The organism is Pseudomonas sp. ICMP 10191, assembly GCF_001467335.1.
Classification (GTDB): Bacteria; Pseudomonadota; Gammaproteobacteria; order Pseudomonadales; family Pseudomonadaceae; genus Aquipseudomonas; species Aquipseudomonas cerasi.
Window position 1 is genome coordinate 344,392 of record NZ_LKGW01000001.1, and the last position, 16,370, is coordinate 360,761.

The window sequence follows — 16,370 nt, forward strand, 5'->3', positions numbered from 1 at the left end:
AGGCGGCATGCGCCGACGCCCATGCTTCAGGTTATTCAAGACTCGAATTGAGGGTTGCACAGATGTCAGTCGCTACCAGGTTTATCGATGATCAGCCGACACGGGTTGCCCCGGCTGCGGCTGAGATGCTCTACCAGTTCGACGAGTCGCCACTGCTGGCCCGGCAGAGTCGCCAGGAGTCCAACGCACGCAGCTACCCGCGGCGCATACCGCTGGCGCTCAAACGCGCCAAAGGTATTCACGTCGAGGACGTTGAAGGGCGGCGCTTCATCGATTGCCTGGCAGGCGCGGGCACCTTGGCGCTCGGGCATAACCATGCGGTGATTATCGAAGCGATCCAGCAAGTGATCACCGACGAGTTGCCGCTGCACACCCTGGACCTCACCACGCCGGTCAAGGACCAGTTCGTTCAGGACCTGTTCGGCCTGCTGCCACCAGCGCTGGCCGATGACGCGAAGATTCAGTTTTGCGGCCCGACCGGTACCGATGCGGTGGAAGCCGCGTTGAAGCTGGTGCGTACCGCCACCGGACGCAGCACGGTGTTGTCATTTCAGGGGGGTTATCACGGCATGAGCCAGGGCGCGTTGAGCCTGATGGGCAGCCTGGGGCCGAAAAAGCCGCTGGGTGCGTTGCTCGGTACAGGCGTGCAGTTTCTGCCATACCCCTACGATTACCGCTGCCCGTTCGGGCTCGGCGGCGAACAGGGCGTGCGCGCCAACCTGCATTACCTGGAAAACCTGCTCAACGACCCGGAAGCTGGCGTGCAATTGCCCGCGGCGGTCATCCTTGAAGTGGTGCAGGGCGAGGGCGGAGTGATCCCTGCTGATCTGGACTGGCTGCGCGGCGTGCGGCGTATCACCGAAAAGGCCGGCGTGGCGCTGATCGTCGATGAAATCCAGAGTGGTTTCGCGCGCACCGGCAAGATGTTTGCCTTCGAGCATGCCGGAATCATCCCGGACGTGGTGGTCATGTCCAAAGCCATCGGCGGCAGCTTGCCGTTGGCGGTTGTAGTCTATCGTTCCTGGCTGGACACCTGGCTGCCGGGCGCACACGCCGGGACGTTTCGCGGCAACCAGATGGCCATGGCTACCGGTTCTGCCGTAATGCGCTATCTTCAGGAGCACTCTATTTGCGAACACGCGACAGCCATGGGCGCGCGGCTGTCCGGGCATTTGCGTGCCTTGCAGCGTGACTTCCCGCAACTGGGCGATATTCGCGGGCGCGGGCTGATGCTCGGTGTCGAGCTGGTCGACCCGTCCGGTGCATGCGATGCACAGGGTCATCCTCCGGTATTTGCGCGTCTGGCCCCGCTGATCCAGCGTGAATGCCTCAAGCGCGGGCTGATTCTGGAGCTGGGTGGGCGACATGCCAGCGTGGTACGTTTTCTGCCACCGCTGATCATCACCGCCGAGCAGATCGACGAAGTGGCAGAGATCTTCGGTCGTGCGTTGAATGCCGCTGTCGCCCAGGTTTAATTTTTCGACGTAGTGATACGTTCAATCCCTATAGCTGCCATGAATTGGCACGGCAGCCCTGAACACACATGGAGAGCAGCAATGACTTCAGTATTCGATCGGGAAGACATCGTCTTTCAAGTTGTAGTCAACCACGAAGAACAGTATTCCATCTGGCCCGACTACAAGGCGATCCCCAACGGCTGGCGCACCGTGGGCAAAAGCGGCTTCAAGAAAGAATGCCTGGCCTACATCGAAGAAGTCTGGACCGACATGCGCCCCCTGAGCCTGCGCCAGAAAATGGAAGCGCAGACGGCCTGATTGAGCGTTATACACAAGTCCTGTAGGAGCGGGCTTGCTCGCGAAGAGGCCGGTACAGCCTTGACTATCGTGCGACGCTCCGCGTCGTCATGCCGTTCTGGACGCTCTGCGTCCTCTCGCGACCCAGAGCGTCGCGACCTGCATCCCCACGCTGGAGCGTGCGCAACGATAACTGACTATCGTGCGACGCTCCGCGCCGTCATGCCGTTCTGGACGCTCCGCGTCCTCTTTGCGACGCAGAGCGTCGAGATCTGCCGGAGCGTGAGCAACGATAACCTCACCCCTTGCCAGCCAGCACTCCGATAACTCCCTGAATATCCCCCTGCAACTCCGTCAGCGGATCAGCGCCATCAATCCCCAATACCAGCAACTTGCTGTCTGCCGCTTCAATTGCAGCCTTTACCGGCTCTGGCGGCTGACGATGATCAAGCACCAGCGCCACGTCGTTATCCTTGAGGGTCGCGCTCAGTTTGCTCAATGCCTCGGGCGTCCACTGTTCGTCGGTCAACACCTGAGTGTCGATCAGCTCCAGATTCAGCCCGCTGATCAGGTAGCCGAAGCGGTCTGACAAACTCACCACACTCAAATTGTCTGCACCGGCCAGTGCCGCTTCGCTGCTGGCACTCAGCTTGAGCAACTGCTGCTTGAACGCCGCCAGATTGGCCTCGATCTTCGGCTTCGCACTCGGTGCCAGGCGCACCAGGTCCGCCGCCAGCACATCGGCCATGCGCCCCATATTATTGCTCGCCAGCCACGGCTGACTGTTCAGCCCGTCAGTGCCTTGGCCCGGCTGTACGGCGATGCCTGGCAAGCTGCCGTCCACCGGACGTGCGGCGTCGATCTCGACGATACGAATATTGCTGCGCCGTGCATTGGGGTAGAGCGGGTCATCGGCCCAGATTGAGCGCAAGCCGATCACCGCGTCGGCGTTGGTGGCCAGCCCTCGCAACGCATCGGCACCACGCCCGGTGAAATACGCCGTCTGACGCGAGCCCGGCAGATTGGCCGCAGCAGCGCGTTCCAGCATCACACCACTGTCCTTGAGCAGTATTTCGCCCAGGCCATAGGTGATCGGCAGGCTGGCCAGCACCCGTACCGGTTTTGCGTTGTCGGTGTTGGCGTCGGCGGCATACAGGCTGTTGCTGAACAGGCCGGTCATGGCCAGCGCCAGGGTCAAGGTACGTAATGTAAGCATTTATCCAATATTCCCTTTCAGGCTCGGCAGCGTGCCGCGCGCGATGGCGGCGAGGGCGAAAGCCATGCCCGCCACCAGAATGATTGCCGCGCCGGACGGCACGGGCAGGTCGAAGACGATGGGCAGCAGGATGCCGCACAGGGTGCTGAACGTTGCAATGGCGACCGAAATCCAGAAAAAACCCTTGAGCGACTGACTCAACAGGCGTGCCGCCGCCGCTGGAATCACCAGCAACGCACCGACCAGAATTGCGCCAATGACTTTCACCGCAGCGACCGTGATCAGCGTGACCAGAATCACGAACAGGTAATCCAGCGTCTTCACTGCCACACCGCGCACCGCAGCCAGTTGTGGATTAAAACTGGCCAGCATGATGCGGTTGTACAGCGGCAGGCTCAGGCCCATCACCAGCGAACCGACGATGAGCAGCACCAGCAGGTCATTGCCGTTGACGGTCAGTACCGAGCCGAACAGCACGTTTTCCAGGATGTGCACGTTGATCTTGCCAGCCAGCACCAGCAGCAGGCTCGCGCCCAGCGCCAGGGACACCGACAGGAATACGCCGATCAGCGTGTCCGGTGCCAGCCCGGTGCGGTTGCGCAGGTAGTTGAGGACGATACCGAACAGCAGGCAATAGCCGAACAGGGCGCCATAGGGGCCGGTGTAGGGTTCGCCGAGCAGAATGCCGATCGCTACTCCGGTCAGTGCCGCATGGCCCACCGCTTCAGAGAAGAACGCGAAGCGCTTGACCACCACCAGTGTTCCCAGCCCGCCCAGCACCGGGCCGATCAACAGGCCGGCGAGCAGGGCGTTGACCACGAAACCGTAGGCCAGCGCCTCGGGCAGGTAACCGGAAGAGGCGAGGCCCTGAATGAACAGGCGAAAGGTTTCGTAATCCATTACGCGATCCTCCCGGCGCTGCTATCCATCGTGCGTGGGTGTGCGGAAAACAGCGTCAGCAGCCGTTCCGGGGTCAGAGCGGTGGCGGCCGGCTCGTCGAACAGGATGCGTCGGTTAAGCCCCGTGACCTGATCGGCCAGACGCCTGACGGCATCCAGGTCATGCTCGATCCACAGGACCGTGACTCCGCTTCGGCGCCAGTCGCCCAACAACCGCTCAAACACCTGAATACCCGCCTCATCCAGCGCCGACATCGGCTCATCCAGTACCAGCAATTGCGGCGCAGGAATCAGCCCCTGCGCCAGCAGCACGCGCTGCCGTTCGCCACCGGAAAGCGCACCCATGCGCCGTTTGCGCTTGTCCTGCATGCCGACCCGTTCCAGTGCCTCGCAAATCGCTGCCGTGTAGTGCTTCGACAAGCCCAAAAACGCCGGGCGTCGCTGACACATCGCAGCCATGAAATCGTCGACGGTCATCGGCAGGCCACGGTCGAACTCCAGCGCCTGCGGTACATAGCCAATCAGTCCTGGAGCAGCAGGCCACAGCAGGCTCAATTGGCCCTGATGCGGTGTCTGCCCAAGCAGGGTCTTGATCAGCGAGCTTTTGCCACCGCCGTTCGGGCCGACCAGTGCGTGTACGCTGCCGGCGCGCACATTGAAGTGAACCTGATCGAGAATCGTGGTGCGCCCGAGGGTCAGGCTGACCTGATTGAATTCGATGCCCGGACCCTGGCTGGCGATGTCGAGGTGCTGTGCGGCCGTCATGTGCCCGACTCCTGAATGGCCCGTACCACCGTGTCCAGGTTGCCGGCCATCTCCTTTTCGTATTTGTCGGCGGTGTATTCGCCATAGGAAATATGCGACAGCGGGTACAGCTTGACCCCGGATTCACGCTGAATGGTCTCGACGTAGGTGGACGGGAAATCCATCTCCGAGAAGATCACCTTCACGTCCAGTTCGCGCAGTTGGTCGATGGTTTTTTTCAACTGGCTCGGGCTGGGCTCGATGCCATGCGCCGGTTCAACCACGGCGGTGACTTCCAGGCCGAATTCGCGCAGCAGGTAGTCGTAGGCGGCATGTACTGTGGCCACGCGCAGGTCGGCGTTGGGTGCCTTGGTCAGTTTGGCGAGCGCATCGGCGCGCATCTGACGCAGGCGCTTGCCGTAGGCGCGGGCGTTGGCGGTGTAGGTTTTGGCATTGTCCGGGTCCAGCTTGCCCAACTCGCGGGCGATATTGTTGACCTGCGCAATGGATGCACTGATCGACAGGAAGGTGTGCGGGTTGACCACTTTGCCGGCACCTCGCGCCGCCACCCCGGTGGCCGCCAGCAACGGCACATCGGCATTGGCCTCGATGGTCTTGATGTTCGGCGTTTCACTGGCGGCGATCATGCGGTCGGCAAAGTCGTCGTGGCCGACACCGTTGAGCACGATCACGTCCAGTGAACCGATGCGCTTGATGTCCTCGGCGCGCGGCTCATAGGCATGCGGGTTGAAGCCCGCCGGGATCAGCGGCACAACGTCGGCCTTGTCGCCGACAATATTGCTCACGTAGCTGTAGTAAGGGTGCAGGGTAATGCCGATGCGCAGGCGTTTGGCCGGTTCGGCGGCAAAGCTGGACGGCGCCAGCAGGGCGACCATCAGCCCCGTCAGCAGGACGCGCAGTAAGGGACGGCGTTTGAATGAAATAGGCATGGGCGAGCGGTCTTCTTTCAAAGGAGTGCGGAGTTTCAGTGCGGGTGCTGGCGGGTCACGCCAGCATCGAATTGCGCGACGACCTGCTTCCAGCCTGAATCGATCAAGGCCTGGTCACTGAGGTCGCTGACCGTCGGCAGCGAGACATTGCGGTTGATCCAGATGTCCGGCTGCTCGCCGGAATCGACACGCATCAGAAACGAACCGGCCACGCTCGGCGTCCGGCTCAGTCCCAGGTAGGACTGCTCGATCATCTGCCAGGCATGGTCGCCACGGCTCACCGAACTGGCATCCGTGGCGAACGGCGCAAAGCCTTCGTCGCCCAGTTGCTGCGGGGTGATCGGTGTCTGCTGCTCGCTGGCCAGTAGGCGGATTTCGTCGAGGGTCACGCGCAGGTCGGCGTAAATGCCTTGTTCCGCAGCGCTCAGGTCGCGTCGTGCGTCCAGTTGGTAGATGGCAATGCTGTGCGTTTCCCGGGTATCACGGTGCAGGCTGATCACGCCTGCAGCGCAGCCAAGGATCAACAGGCACAGCACCAGCACATACAGGGTTTCATGCCCGGCGCCTGCCGGACGGACGATGTGTCGGGTCGGTGTGCTCATGGGGCCTGGATATCCGCCTGATCGATTTCCACCACGTGACCGGGACCGGCGTCGAACAGCACGTAGAACTCGGAGGCGGGGCGTTTGAAGGTCACCGTCGAGTCTTCGCCGAGCTTGCCGGGCACCAGAATGGTTTCGTCGTAGCCGATCACGTCCAGGGTCACACCCGGCGCACCACTGCCGTCGGAAAAACCGCCAGTGCAGCGGATCTGCTCGGTGTCGATCTGTTTGCATTCGCACATCGGGTTATGCGCCAGGGCGTTGCCGCTCAGGCCAAGCAGGCACAGGGCACTGACCGTCAGCCAGCGCAGGGAAGGGCGGGCACTCATGGTTGGGCTCCTTGTTTTTTCAGCCACGCCACGGTGCTGGGCGAAGCCTGTTGCAGGGGGATGGAAGTCTGATGCACGGCGCCGTCCCAGCCTTCCATGGTGATCCACAGCTGGGCGTCGGGATCGGTGTTTTGCGCGATCTGCATGAAGGCGCTCATGCGGTAGCCGCCACCGAAGAAAATCACCCCGGCGGTGCGCAGGCTGCGCGGTTTGCCGATGCGCAGATAAGTGGCCTTCACCCGGTCGATGCAGGCGTTGCACAGCGCTGCGTTGAAACTTTTCATGTAGCCCGAAGGGCCGGACAGTCGCGGCGCTTCGTTGCGGTCCTCTGCCAGACGCAGGCTCCACGGGCCGACCTGAATTTCGCCGACCTCGCGCTGGCCGAGGCCCTGATCACCGCGGTCCAGCGCGTTGTCGGAGAAGTACTTGGGCATGAAACCCAGCGGGATCAGCACCAGCAGCACGTTGATGTGGAAGCGCCACTTATGCCAGAAACGGCTCAGTGACGATGCAGGTTGTGCAACAGCGGCGGCCTTGCTCACAGACTGTTCTCCGGGGTGCGGGTCGCCAGCGGCGAGGGCGTGGTGTTTCGTGGGGGTGCAGCGGCCGTTGCCGGGCGGGTTCGGGCTTCACTCTTGAGGGCGTTGAGCGTCGCCAGGGCAGTACGTTTGCTCCAGATCAACAGGCCGCTGAGCACCATCATGCTCAGCAGCAGGCCGAAGAATGCCCAGATCAGCTTGATCCAGATGCCGCCGAAATCGCCGGTGTGCAGGGGGCGCATGGACTCGGTGACGAACTCCAGCTTGTTGCGGTCCGACAGCAGGTGTGACGCGGCAATCTCGCCGCTGTACGGGTTGATTTCGGCGGTCTGGAACATCAATGGATACCAGCTGCGTCCACCCACCTGCATGTTGCTGTAGGCATTGAACGGCGGCGTGATGAAGCTGGCTTCCAGGCCCGGAATCCGCTCCTTGGCGATTTCCACGGCGCGCTCCAGGCTGATGGTTGGCGCAGGACTGCCGTCTGCAGTCAGCGGCACGGCGCTGTGCGGAATGATCGACGCGACCTGGGATTTGCTGGAAATACTGATCTGGTTGTCGCCCAGAATCGCCTGGATCAGAAACCATGTGCCGGTAATGGAAATCACCGCAATGAACCAGATCGACCAGACGCCGCTGAGGCGATGCAGGTCGCCCCAGAAAATCCGTGGACCCTGGCTGAAACGTACGGGTTTGAAAAAGCCGCGCCAGAATTTCTTGTAGACCACCAGACCGGTCACCAGCGACGCCAGCAATGGCAGGCCGAGAATCGACACCAGATACCAGCCCCACGAATAACCGTTGGTAAACGGCACCAGCCACCAGCCGTGCAGCGCGCGGGTGAAGCGGCGGAAGTCGAACGACGGGGTAATGCCCTGAATCACCCCGGTGTAAGGGTTGACGTAAGCCGGGACCGAACGCCCATCGGGGTAGGTGATGAACACGCTCAAGGCGAAGTAGTCGCCGTCCGGCTGCATGATGGTGCCGACGATCAGGTCCGGTTCGTTGCGTTCGATGGTGGCGCGAATCTGTTCGAAGTTCAGGCGCGGGGCATCGTCGGAAGGGCGGTTGTCACGCATCTCCGGGTTGGCCAGCCACATGATTTCCTTGCTGACCACGGCCAGCGTGCCGGTCACACAGACGATCAGCACGAAGAACCAGATCGGCAGGGCCAGCCAGCTGTGGACGAGAAACCAGATTTTTGAACGGGACTTCTTCGACATGGATAAACAATCTCGATTCGCGATGTGGCGCGGACGTCAGGTGAGCGCTCTTTTTAGTACGCGCGGGCGTATAAGGCCTCGCATTCAGTTAAAGACGAATGAGGGCCAGATTCCTGTAAGAGCTTTTTGCGTTTTAAATGCAAAAAAATGTTTCAGCGCGGGCGAACGCCTTCGCATGCCGCATGAATGGGGTGGTACGGCTAATTTTTCAGCGGCGCAGTACGTTCAATCTGGACATTGGTGTTGCGCCAGGCCGCAGGGGCTCGGGCGCTTTTGCCATCAAGGGAGAGACATCATGAGTCATGCGTTGAGTTTGGATATCCGGCCGCTGCTGGCAGGGGCGGGCAGCTTGCCGATGCTGGTACAGGCACCCGAGCCCGGTCTGGACTTGATGGAAGCGCTGGGCGAACTCAAGCCTCTGGTCGCCGGGCACTTGTACAGCGCTGGCGGGATTCTGTTTCGCGGCTTCGAAGTGGGCGGCGCAGAGGCATTTCGCGAGTTCGCCGCCGGTTTCGGCGATCCGCTGCTCAATTACGAGTTCGGCTCTACGCCGCGCAGCAACGTCACCAAAGGCGTGTACACCTCGACCGAGTACCCGGCGCACCAGAGCATACCGCTGCACAACGAGCAGGCCTACACGCTGGAATGGCCGATGAAGATCTGGTTCTACAGCATGATCGCGGCGCAGACAGGTGGCGAAACACCGATCGCCGACAGCCGCGAAATCTACCGACGCATTCCGGCGCGCATTCGCGAGCGCTTTGTCGAAAAGAAACTGATGTACGTGCGTAACTACGGCAACGGGCTCGATGTGGAATGGAGTCAGGTATTCAATACCGAAGATGAGTCCGTGGTCGAAGCCTACTGCCGGGCGCACAACATCGAGTGCGAATGGAAAGACGACGGCGAACTGCGCACCCGCCAGATCTGCCAGGCAATATCGCGCCACCCGGTGACCCACGACACCGTCTGGTTCAACCAGGCGCACCTGTTCCACATCTCCAACCTGCAGCCGGAAGTGCGCGAAACCCTGCTCGACGTAGTGGACGAAGAAGACCTGCCGCGCAACGTCTACTACGGCGACGGCTCGCCCCTCGAAGAAACCCTGCTGGACGAAATTCGCGGCGTACTTGATGAATGCACCGTCAGCTTCCCATGGCTGGAAAACGACGTACTGATGCTCGACAACATGCTCGCCGCCCACTCCCGCGCACCCTTCACCGGCAAACGCAAAGTGGTGGTGGCCATGGCACAGGGGCATTCGGATAAGTAAACGCCTTTGCCTGCTTTGGCCCCATCAAAGTAGGTCGCCGAGGGGCGAAAAGGTGACCTGAGTCGAACCTCAATCTACATGAGGTCACAGAGCCGCTGTGTGACGCAGAGCGTGGGGACGATAGTCACAGATTGCGCAATGGCCTCTTCGCGAGCAAGCTCGCTCGCACAACATGGCATGTGGCATTACCACGCGTGAGCGTGCGTAACGATGGTTGTCCGGCTTGTGATTATCGTGCCTGCGCTCCGCGTAGGCATGCAGTTCTGGACGCTCTGCGTCCTCTCTTCAGTGCGCGGTGCAAGGCAGAGCCTCACCCCCGAGAAACCTTTCTAAATATTTCCTCGCCAATTCGTTCTTGTTGATACGACCCCGCCCGACGGTCAGCCCCACTCAGCAAGGATCGACCCATGAACCCCGAACACGCCCAGAAACTCGCTCGCCGCTTTGTCGAGTTACCCCTTGAAAAACGCCGCCTGTTCCTCGATGGCATGCGCAAGGAGAACATGGATTTCTCGCTGTTCCCGATCCCTTCCTGTGCCGGGCTGGCCGAGCGTGACGGTCTGTCCTATGCCCAGCAACGTATGTGGTTTCTCTGGCAGCTGGACCCGCACAGCGCGGCTTACAACCTGCCGATGTCGGTATGCCTGAACGGTCCTTTGGAGCAGCCTTTGCTGGAGCGGGCCTTCAGTGCGCTGGTCGAGCGACATGAAAGCCTGCGCACCACCTTCGGCCAGGAGGGCGACCGGGCGTTTCAGCGTGTCGCGCCGCCAGCGCCAGTGAGCATCCGCCTGACCGACCTGAGCGCTTTGCCGCCCGGGCAGGGCTGGGCCAGTGCGCGTCAGGCCATCGCCGAACAGGCCGCGCAAACCTTCGATCTGCAGCGCGGGCCGCTGTTCACCGTGCAGGTGCTGCGTCTGGCCGAACAGGAGCACCTGCTGCTGCTCAACCTGCACCACATGATTACCGATGGCTGGTCGATGAACGTGCTGATCGACGAATGGCTGCGCGGCTACGACGCGCTGCTGGCCGGTAAACCGCTGCCTTTTCAGCCGCTGCTTGTGCAGTACCGCGATTATGCGGTCTGGCAACGCAGCTGGCTGGAAGCCGGTGAGCAGGAGCGTCAGCTGGACTACTGGCGCAGCCACCTGGGCGAAGAGCATCCGCTGCTGGAACTGCCCATCGACCGTCCCTATCCGGCCTTGCCCAGCCACGACGGCGCTCGCCTGGAGCTGGCACTGGAGCCCGAGCTGCTGCGCAACCTGAAAAGCCTCGCGCAACGCCAGGGCGTGACCCTGTTCGTGGTGCTGCTGGCGACCTTCAAAAGCCTGCTGCATCGCTACAGCGGGCAGACCGATATCCGTGTCGGCGGCCTGATCGCCAACCGCACCCGTAGCGAAACCGAAGGGCTGGTCGGCTGCTTCATCAATACTCAGGTACTGCGCAGTGCAGTGACGGCGCAGACCCGCTTCGTCGACCTGTTGAATATCGTCCGCGATGCCTCGACCGGTGCCCAGGCGCATCAGGAGTTGCCATTCGACGCCATCATCGACGCCCTGCAGCCGGAGCGCAGTCAGAGCCATAACCCTTTATTTCAGGTGATGTTCAATCACCAGCCGGTGGTGGCTGACCTGCTCGACAAGCAGTTGAGCGGCGGCCTGCGCGTGGCCAATCTGCCTGCCGAACAACAGGCACTGGCGCAACGCTCGCACGCCGCCGCCAGCGACCTGATGCTGGCCACCAGCGGTGAAGGCGAGCAACTGCATGCCGCCTTCACCTACGCCACCGACATTTTTGACGAGTCGGCCATCGCTCGTCTGGCCGGGCACTGGCGCAACCTGTTGGCCTCGGTGTGTGCTGACCCGCTGCAGACCATCGCCGAACTGTCGATGCTCTCGGCCGACGAGTGCACGCAACTGCTGGATGTCGACAGCGCCACCAAAGCCGACACCACAACCCCCGCGCATCGCCAGTTCGAAGCACAAGTGCAGCGCACGCCGCGGGCCCCGGCATTGATCCTCGCCGGTGAAGGCCAAGCGCCCAGCCTGAGTTACACCGAACTGAATGAGCGCAGCAACCGTCTGGCCTGGCAACTGCGTGAGCAAGGTGTCGGCGCAGACGTGCTGGTCGGCGTGGCGCTGGGTCGTTCGCTGGACATGCCCGTGGCGCTGCTCGCCGTGCTCAAGGCTGGCGGCGCTTATGTACCGCTGGACCTGAATGCGCCGAGCGAACGCTTGCGTCATGTGTTGGCGGACAGTGGCGTGAAACTGCTGCTGACCCACAGCGATCAGCTGACCAGGCTGCCTGAGCCGGCTGACATTCAATGCCTGTGCATCGATCGGATGAGCAGCGAAGCCGCCAGCGTGCAAAACCTCGACGGCCCGATCGATCCGGCCAGTCTGGCCTACGTGATTTACACCTCGGGGTCGACCGGGCGGCCCAAAGGCGTGGCGATCAGTCATGCGGCGCTGGCCGAGTTCGTCACCCTGGGGGCGGACTACAGTGACCTGCGCGAAAGCGACCGGGTCCTGCAATTCGCCACCCACAGCTTCGATGGCTTCGTCGAGCAGTTCTACCCACCGTTGTGTCGCGGTGCGGCCGTTGTCCTGCGTGACGAACGCCTGTGGGACAGTGCCACCTTCCATCAGACCATCGTCGAGCACGGCGTGACCCTCGCCGACTTGCCAGCGGCCTACTGGCTGACGCTGGTTCAGGACTTCGCCGCCAGCCCGCCCGCACATTACGGCGCGCTACGCCAGGTGCATGTCGGCGGCGAAGCCATGGCCGTGGAAGGTCTGCACCTGTGGCGCAAGGCAGGGCTGGGGCATGTACGCCTGCTCAATACCTACGGCCCGACCGAAGCCACCGTGGTGTCGAGCATTCATGATTGCAGCACGCTGACCCCGCCGCAGGTGTCCTGGCGCGGCGTGCCGATCGGTCAGGCGCTGGCAGGACGACGCCTGTACGTTCTCGACGATCAAATGAACCTGCTGCCGCAAGGTGCGGTGGGCGAGCTGTACATCGGCGGTCCTGGCCTGGCGCGGGGTTATCACGCCCAGCCCGGCCTGAGCGCCGAACGTTTCGTCGCCGATCCGTTTGTCAGCGGTGAGCGCCTGTACCGTACCGGCGACCGCGCCCGACTGCGCGCCGATGGCGCTGTCGAGTACATTGGCCGGGTCGATCATCAAGTGAAAGTTCGCGGTTTCCGTATCGAGCTGGGCGAGGTCGAATCGCGCCTGCAGCAATGCACGGGCGTGCGCGAGGCTGTGGTGCTGGCCGTCGAACTGGCGGGCGGCACGCAGCTGGTCGCCTACGCCGTGCCGGACGTTGCCGCCACCACAGAGGCCAAACAGTCGGCCCTGCGCCAAAGCATCCGCATCCAGCTGCAAGCCTGCCTGCCGGATTACATGGTGCCGACGCACATGCTGCTGTTGCCCGAATTGCCCCTGACGCCCAGCGGCAAGCTGGACCGCAAGGCATTGCCAGCCCCCGACGCAAGCCAGTTGCAGGCGCGTTATCGGGCGCCGCGCAGCGAGGTGGAAATCTGCCTGGCGGCCATCTGGCAGGACGTCCTGCATGCGCCTCAGGTGGGTCTGGACGATCACTTTTTCGAACTGGGCGGGCATTCGCTGCTCGCCGCGCAAGTCATCGCCCGGATCAAGACGCAGTTGGGCATCAGCCTGCCGCTGCGCACTCTGTTTGAAAAGCCGCTGCTCAGTGAACTCGCCGTCGAAGTGGCAGCGCTGACCGACAACAGCACGGACAACGACTGGAGCGACATGGACCAGTTCATGGATTCACTGGAGGAATTCGGCGCATGACCGGGACCACTGCTGCACGCATCGCGAAACGTTTTGTCGGCCTGTCGCTGGAGCAACGCCAGCAGTTCCTCGCCCGGTTGCGCCAGGAAGGCAAGGATTTCAGCCTGTTGCCGGTGCCGGTCAGTCGGCATGATGTCAGCGCCATTCCGCTGTCCTTCGCTCAGCAACGCCTGCTGTTCCTCTGGCAGCTCGATCCCTCGAGCGACGCCTACAAGATGACCACCGGCCTGCGTCTGCACGGCACGTTGAATGAGTCGGCGTTGCGTCGTGCGTTCGATCACCTGATCGAGCGCCACGAGGTGCTGCGCACGGTGTTTCACACTGATAGCGATCAGGCGCAGCAAGTACTGTTGCACGACCAGACAATCGCGTTGGAGTGTATCGATCTGGCCGGTTTGACCGATGTCGAACTGCGCGATGCCGAGCTGGCGCTGCGAGTGGCCACCGTCACGGGCCAACCGTTTGATCTGCGCACGGGGCCGCTGTTGCGCGCGCACCTGTTTCGCCTCGCGGACGATGAACATGTGCTGGTCGTGAGCATGCACCACATCGTCTCCGACGGCTGGTCGATGGACGTGATGATTCAGGAGTTCGTGCACTGCTATCAGGCGTACTGCGAAGGCCGTGAGCCCACGCTGCCCGAACTACCGCTGCAATACGCCGATTATGCGATCTGGCAGCGCAGCTGGCTGGAGGCGGGCGAGGGCGCACGTCAGCTGGACTACTGGCGTAACCAATTGGGCGAAGAGCAACCGCTGCTGGACGCCGCACCGGATTTCCCGCGTCCGGCCACGCAGAGCTACCAGGGTGAGCACCTGCGCTTCGATTTCGGTGCTGACCTGTCGCAGCGGCTCAACGCCTTTGCGCGCACGCAGTGCATGACCCTGTTCATGCTGGTGCTGGCCGGCTTTTCGCTGTTTCTGTCGCGCAAGGCCGGGCAGCGCGATATCCGCATCGGCGTGCCGAATGCCAACCGCGGTCGTGCGGAAACCGAAGGGTTGATCGGCTTCTTCATCAATACTCAGGTTTTGCGCTGCCAAGTGGACGAACGCCTGAGCTACCTTGACCTGCTGGCGCAGATTCGCGACACCTCGTTCGGTGCGCAGGCGCATCAGGACGTGCCCTTTGAGCAACTGGTCGATCAACTGGCGCCCGAGCGCAGCCTGGGTCACAACCCGCTGTTCCAGGCCAAGTTCAACCAGAACGTGGTCCTCAAGCAGAAAACTGCGCTGAGGCTGGCCGGGCTTGAGGTCAGCGAGTATGCCTTCGACAAACAGGGCGCGCATTTCGATTTGGCGCTGGACATCACTGACGACGGCACACTGATCCACGGCGACATGGCCTACGCCAGCGACCTGTATAGACGCTCGACCGTCGAAGGCTTTATTCCTGAACTGCTCGCGCTGTTCGAAACCCTGCTCGACGCGCCGCAGGCACCGCTGTTCAGCCTGGGAGCACTCGCGGTCGAGCCAAGGCGCGACGCTCGCGAACCCGCACCGCACATGCTGCAACTCTGGGACCGACAGGTCGAACGGCAACCTCATGCCCAGGCAGCCCGCTGCCTGGAGCGCACGCTGACCACGCTGCAACTGGAGCAGGCCGCCAATCAGCTGGCTCATCATCTGATCCGCATGGGCATCAGCGAGGGCAAGCCGGTCGCAGTATTGATGGAGCGTTCGCTGGACTGGCTGACGGCCGTGCTGGCGATTTTCAAGGCCGGCGGCGTGTACATGCCGCTGGACGTCAAAGCCCCCGATGCGCGACTGCAACAGATGCTGGTCAATGCGCAGGCCGGGGTGCTGCTGTGTGCCGAGGGTGATGTGCGGCAGACGTCACTGGGTGTTGCCGGTTGTCAGGGCCTGACCTGGACGCCTGCGCTGTGGCAGGACCTGCCTGTCAGTCGCCCTGACACCCGGCCTTCAGCCGATTCGGCGGCCTACGTGATTCATACCTCCGGCTCGACCGGCCAGCCAAAAGGGGTGCTGGTCAGCCAGGGTGCGCTGGCCAGTTACCTGCGCGGCTTGCTGGAACAGCTGCAACTGGCACCCGAGGCAAGCATGGCGCTGGTCTCGACCATCGCCGCCGACCTCGGCCATACCGTGCTGTTCGGCGCGCTGTGTTCGGGACGCACGCTGCACGTGCTGACCGAGGCGCTGGGTTTCGATCCGGATGCCTTTGCGGCGTACATGGACGAGCATCAGGTGGGCGTGCTGAAAATCGTCCCCGGTCATTTGGCCGCGCTGTTGCAGGCCGGCCAGCCAGCCGACGTACTGCCGCAGCATGCGCTGATTGTCGGCGGCGAAGCCTGCTCGCCCGTGCTGATCGAGCAGGTGCGTCAGCTCAAGCCGGGTTGCCGGGTGATCAACCACTACGGGCCGAGCGAAACCACCGTTGGTGTGCTGACTTATGAGGTGCTGATGTCGCTCCCACAGGATGCATGTGTATCCACTGGGGTGAACGTTGGCGACCCTCTGCGCAGCGTGCCAGTCGGCACATCGTTGCCAGGGGCCAGTGCTTATGTGCTGGACGACGTGTTGAATCCTGTGGGCACTCAGGTTGCCGGCGAGCTGTACATCGGCGGCGACAGCGTGGCGCTGGGCTATATCGGCCAGCCCGCGCTGACCGCCGAGCGCTTCGTGCCGGACCCGTTCGCGAAGGATGGCACGCGCGTCTACCGCAGCGGCGACCGCATGCGCCGCACTCATCAGGGCCTGCTGGAATTCATCGGCCGGGCTGACGATCAGGTCAAAGTGCGCGGCTATCGCGTCGAGCCGGCAGAGGTCGCGCGGGTGTTGCTGGGCCTGGCTTCGGTGGCGCAGGTCAGCGTACTGGCGTTGCCAATCGATGACGATGATACCCGGCTGCAATTGGTGGCCTACTGCGTGGCGGCAGGCGGGGCTGACCTGAGTGTCGACAGCTTGCGCGAGCAACTGGCTGCGCGCTTGCCGGACTACATGGTGCCCGCGCAGATCATGCTGCTGGACAGTCTGCCACTGACCGCCAACGGCAAGCTCGACAAGCGC

At 62.6% G+C, this 16,370-nt stretch carries 13 protein-coding genes; 5 read left to right on the plus strand and 8 right to left on the minus strand.

Translation table 11 applies throughout. The annotated features are described in order from the left end of the window. The first annotated feature begins 62 nt into the window (after positions 1–62). Positions 63–1,475, plus strand: coding sequence for an aspartate aminotransferase family protein (locus tag AO388_RS01305; RefSeq protein WP_058415952.1), 1,413 nt, complete (start codon positions 63–65; stop codon positions 1,473–1,475). 81 nt (positions 1,476–1,556) lie between these two features. Next, the gene (locus AO388_RS01310) at positions 1,557–1,775 is read left to right on the plus strand and encodes an MbtH family protein (RefSeq protein WP_003304661.1); all 219 of its coding nucleotides are present in this window, start codon (positions 1,557–1,559) and stop codon (positions 1,773–1,775) included. A gap of 277 nt (positions 1,776–2,052) precedes the next feature. Here AO388_RS01310 and AO388_RS01315 read toward each other — a convergent pair whose 3' ends face one another. The 8 genes from AO388_RS01315 to AO388_RS01350 are packed head-to-tail and all read right to left on the minus strand — an operon-like array spanning position 2,053 to position 8,256. Further along, on the minus strand, positions 2,053–2,970 hold the full coding sequence (locus AO388_RS01315) for a metal ABC transporter substrate-binding protein (RefSeq protein ID WP_058415953.1): 918 nt from the start codon (positions 2,968–2,970) through the stop codon (positions 2,053–2,055). After that, complete coding sequence (locus AO388_RS01320; protein WP_003348835.1) at positions 2,971–3,870, minus strand: metal ABC transporter permease; 900 nt, start codon at positions 3,868–3,870, stop codon at positions 2,971–2,973. Next, positions 3,870–4,634 (minus strand): metal ABC transporter ATP-binding protein, encoded by a 765-nt coding sequence (locus AO388_RS01325; protein ID WP_058415954.1) that lies wholly within the window; start codon positions 4,632–4,634, stop codon positions 3,870–3,872. Before AO388_RS01325 ends, AO388_RS01320 begins: the two co-directional genes overlap by 1 nt. Then, positions 4,631–5,563, minus strand: a complete 933-nt coding sequence (locus AO388_RS01330) for a metal ABC transporter substrate-binding protein (protein WP_058415955.1) — start codon at positions 5,561–5,563, stop codon at positions 4,631–4,633. The genes AO388_RS01325 and AO388_RS01330 overlap by 4 nt, the downstream gene beginning before the upstream one ends. A gap of 35 nt (positions 5,564–5,598) precedes the next feature. After that, positions 5,599–6,165 carry a DUF6162 family protein gene (locus AO388_RS01335; RefSeq protein WP_003436579.1) on the minus strand — a complete coding sequence of 189 codons (567 nt, stop codon included), beginning with the start codon at positions 6,163–6,165 and terminating at the stop codon, positions 5,599–5,601. Beyond that, positions 6,162–6,494, minus strand: coding sequence for a hypothetical protein (locus AO388_RS01340; RefSeq protein WP_003436576.1), 333 nt, complete (start codon positions 6,492–6,494; stop codon positions 6,162–6,164). Before AO388_RS01340 ends, AO388_RS01335 begins: the two co-directional genes overlap by 4 nt. After that, positions 6,491–7,036: a hypothetical protein gene (locus AO388_RS01345; protein WP_003436575.1), complete on the minus strand. Its 546-nt coding sequence runs from the start codon at positions 7,034–7,036 to the stop codon at positions 6,491–6,493. Before AO388_RS01345 ends, AO388_RS01340 begins: the two co-directional genes overlap by 4 nt. Continuing rightward, a complete protein-coding gene (locus AO388_RS01350; protein ID WP_058415956.1) occupies positions 7,033–8,256 on the minus strand; it encodes a PepSY-associated TM helix domain-containing protein in 1,224 nt (407 codons plus the stop codon). The genes AO388_RS01345 and AO388_RS01350 overlap by 4 nt, the downstream gene beginning before the upstream one ends. Before the next feature lie 295 nt (positions 8,257–8,551). Between AO388_RS01350 and AO388_RS01355 the strand changes: the two genes are divergently transcribed. The 3 genes from AO388_RS01355 to AO388_RS01365 all read left to right on the plus strand — a co-directional run. Beyond that, the gene (locus AO388_RS01355) at positions 8,552–9,529 is read left to right on the plus strand and encodes a TauD/TfdA family dioxygenase (RefSeq protein WP_003436569.1); all 978 of its coding nucleotides are present in this window, start codon (positions 8,552–8,554) and stop codon (positions 9,527–9,529) included. A gap of 407 nt (positions 9,530–9,936) precedes the next feature. After that, the gene (locus tag AO388_RS01360) at positions 9,937–13,347 is read left to right on the plus strand and encodes a non-ribosomal peptide synthetase (RefSeq protein WP_058415957.1); all 3,411 of its coding nucleotides are present in this window, start codon (positions 9,937–9,939) and stop codon (positions 13,345–13,347) included. Beyond that, positions 13,344–16,370, plus strand: a 3,027-nt coding sequence (locus AO388_RS01365; protein WP_153003952.1) for an amino acid adenylation domain-containing protein, incomplete at its 3' end; no start/stop codon positions are given. The genes AO388_RS01360 and AO388_RS01365, both read left to right, overlap by 4 nt.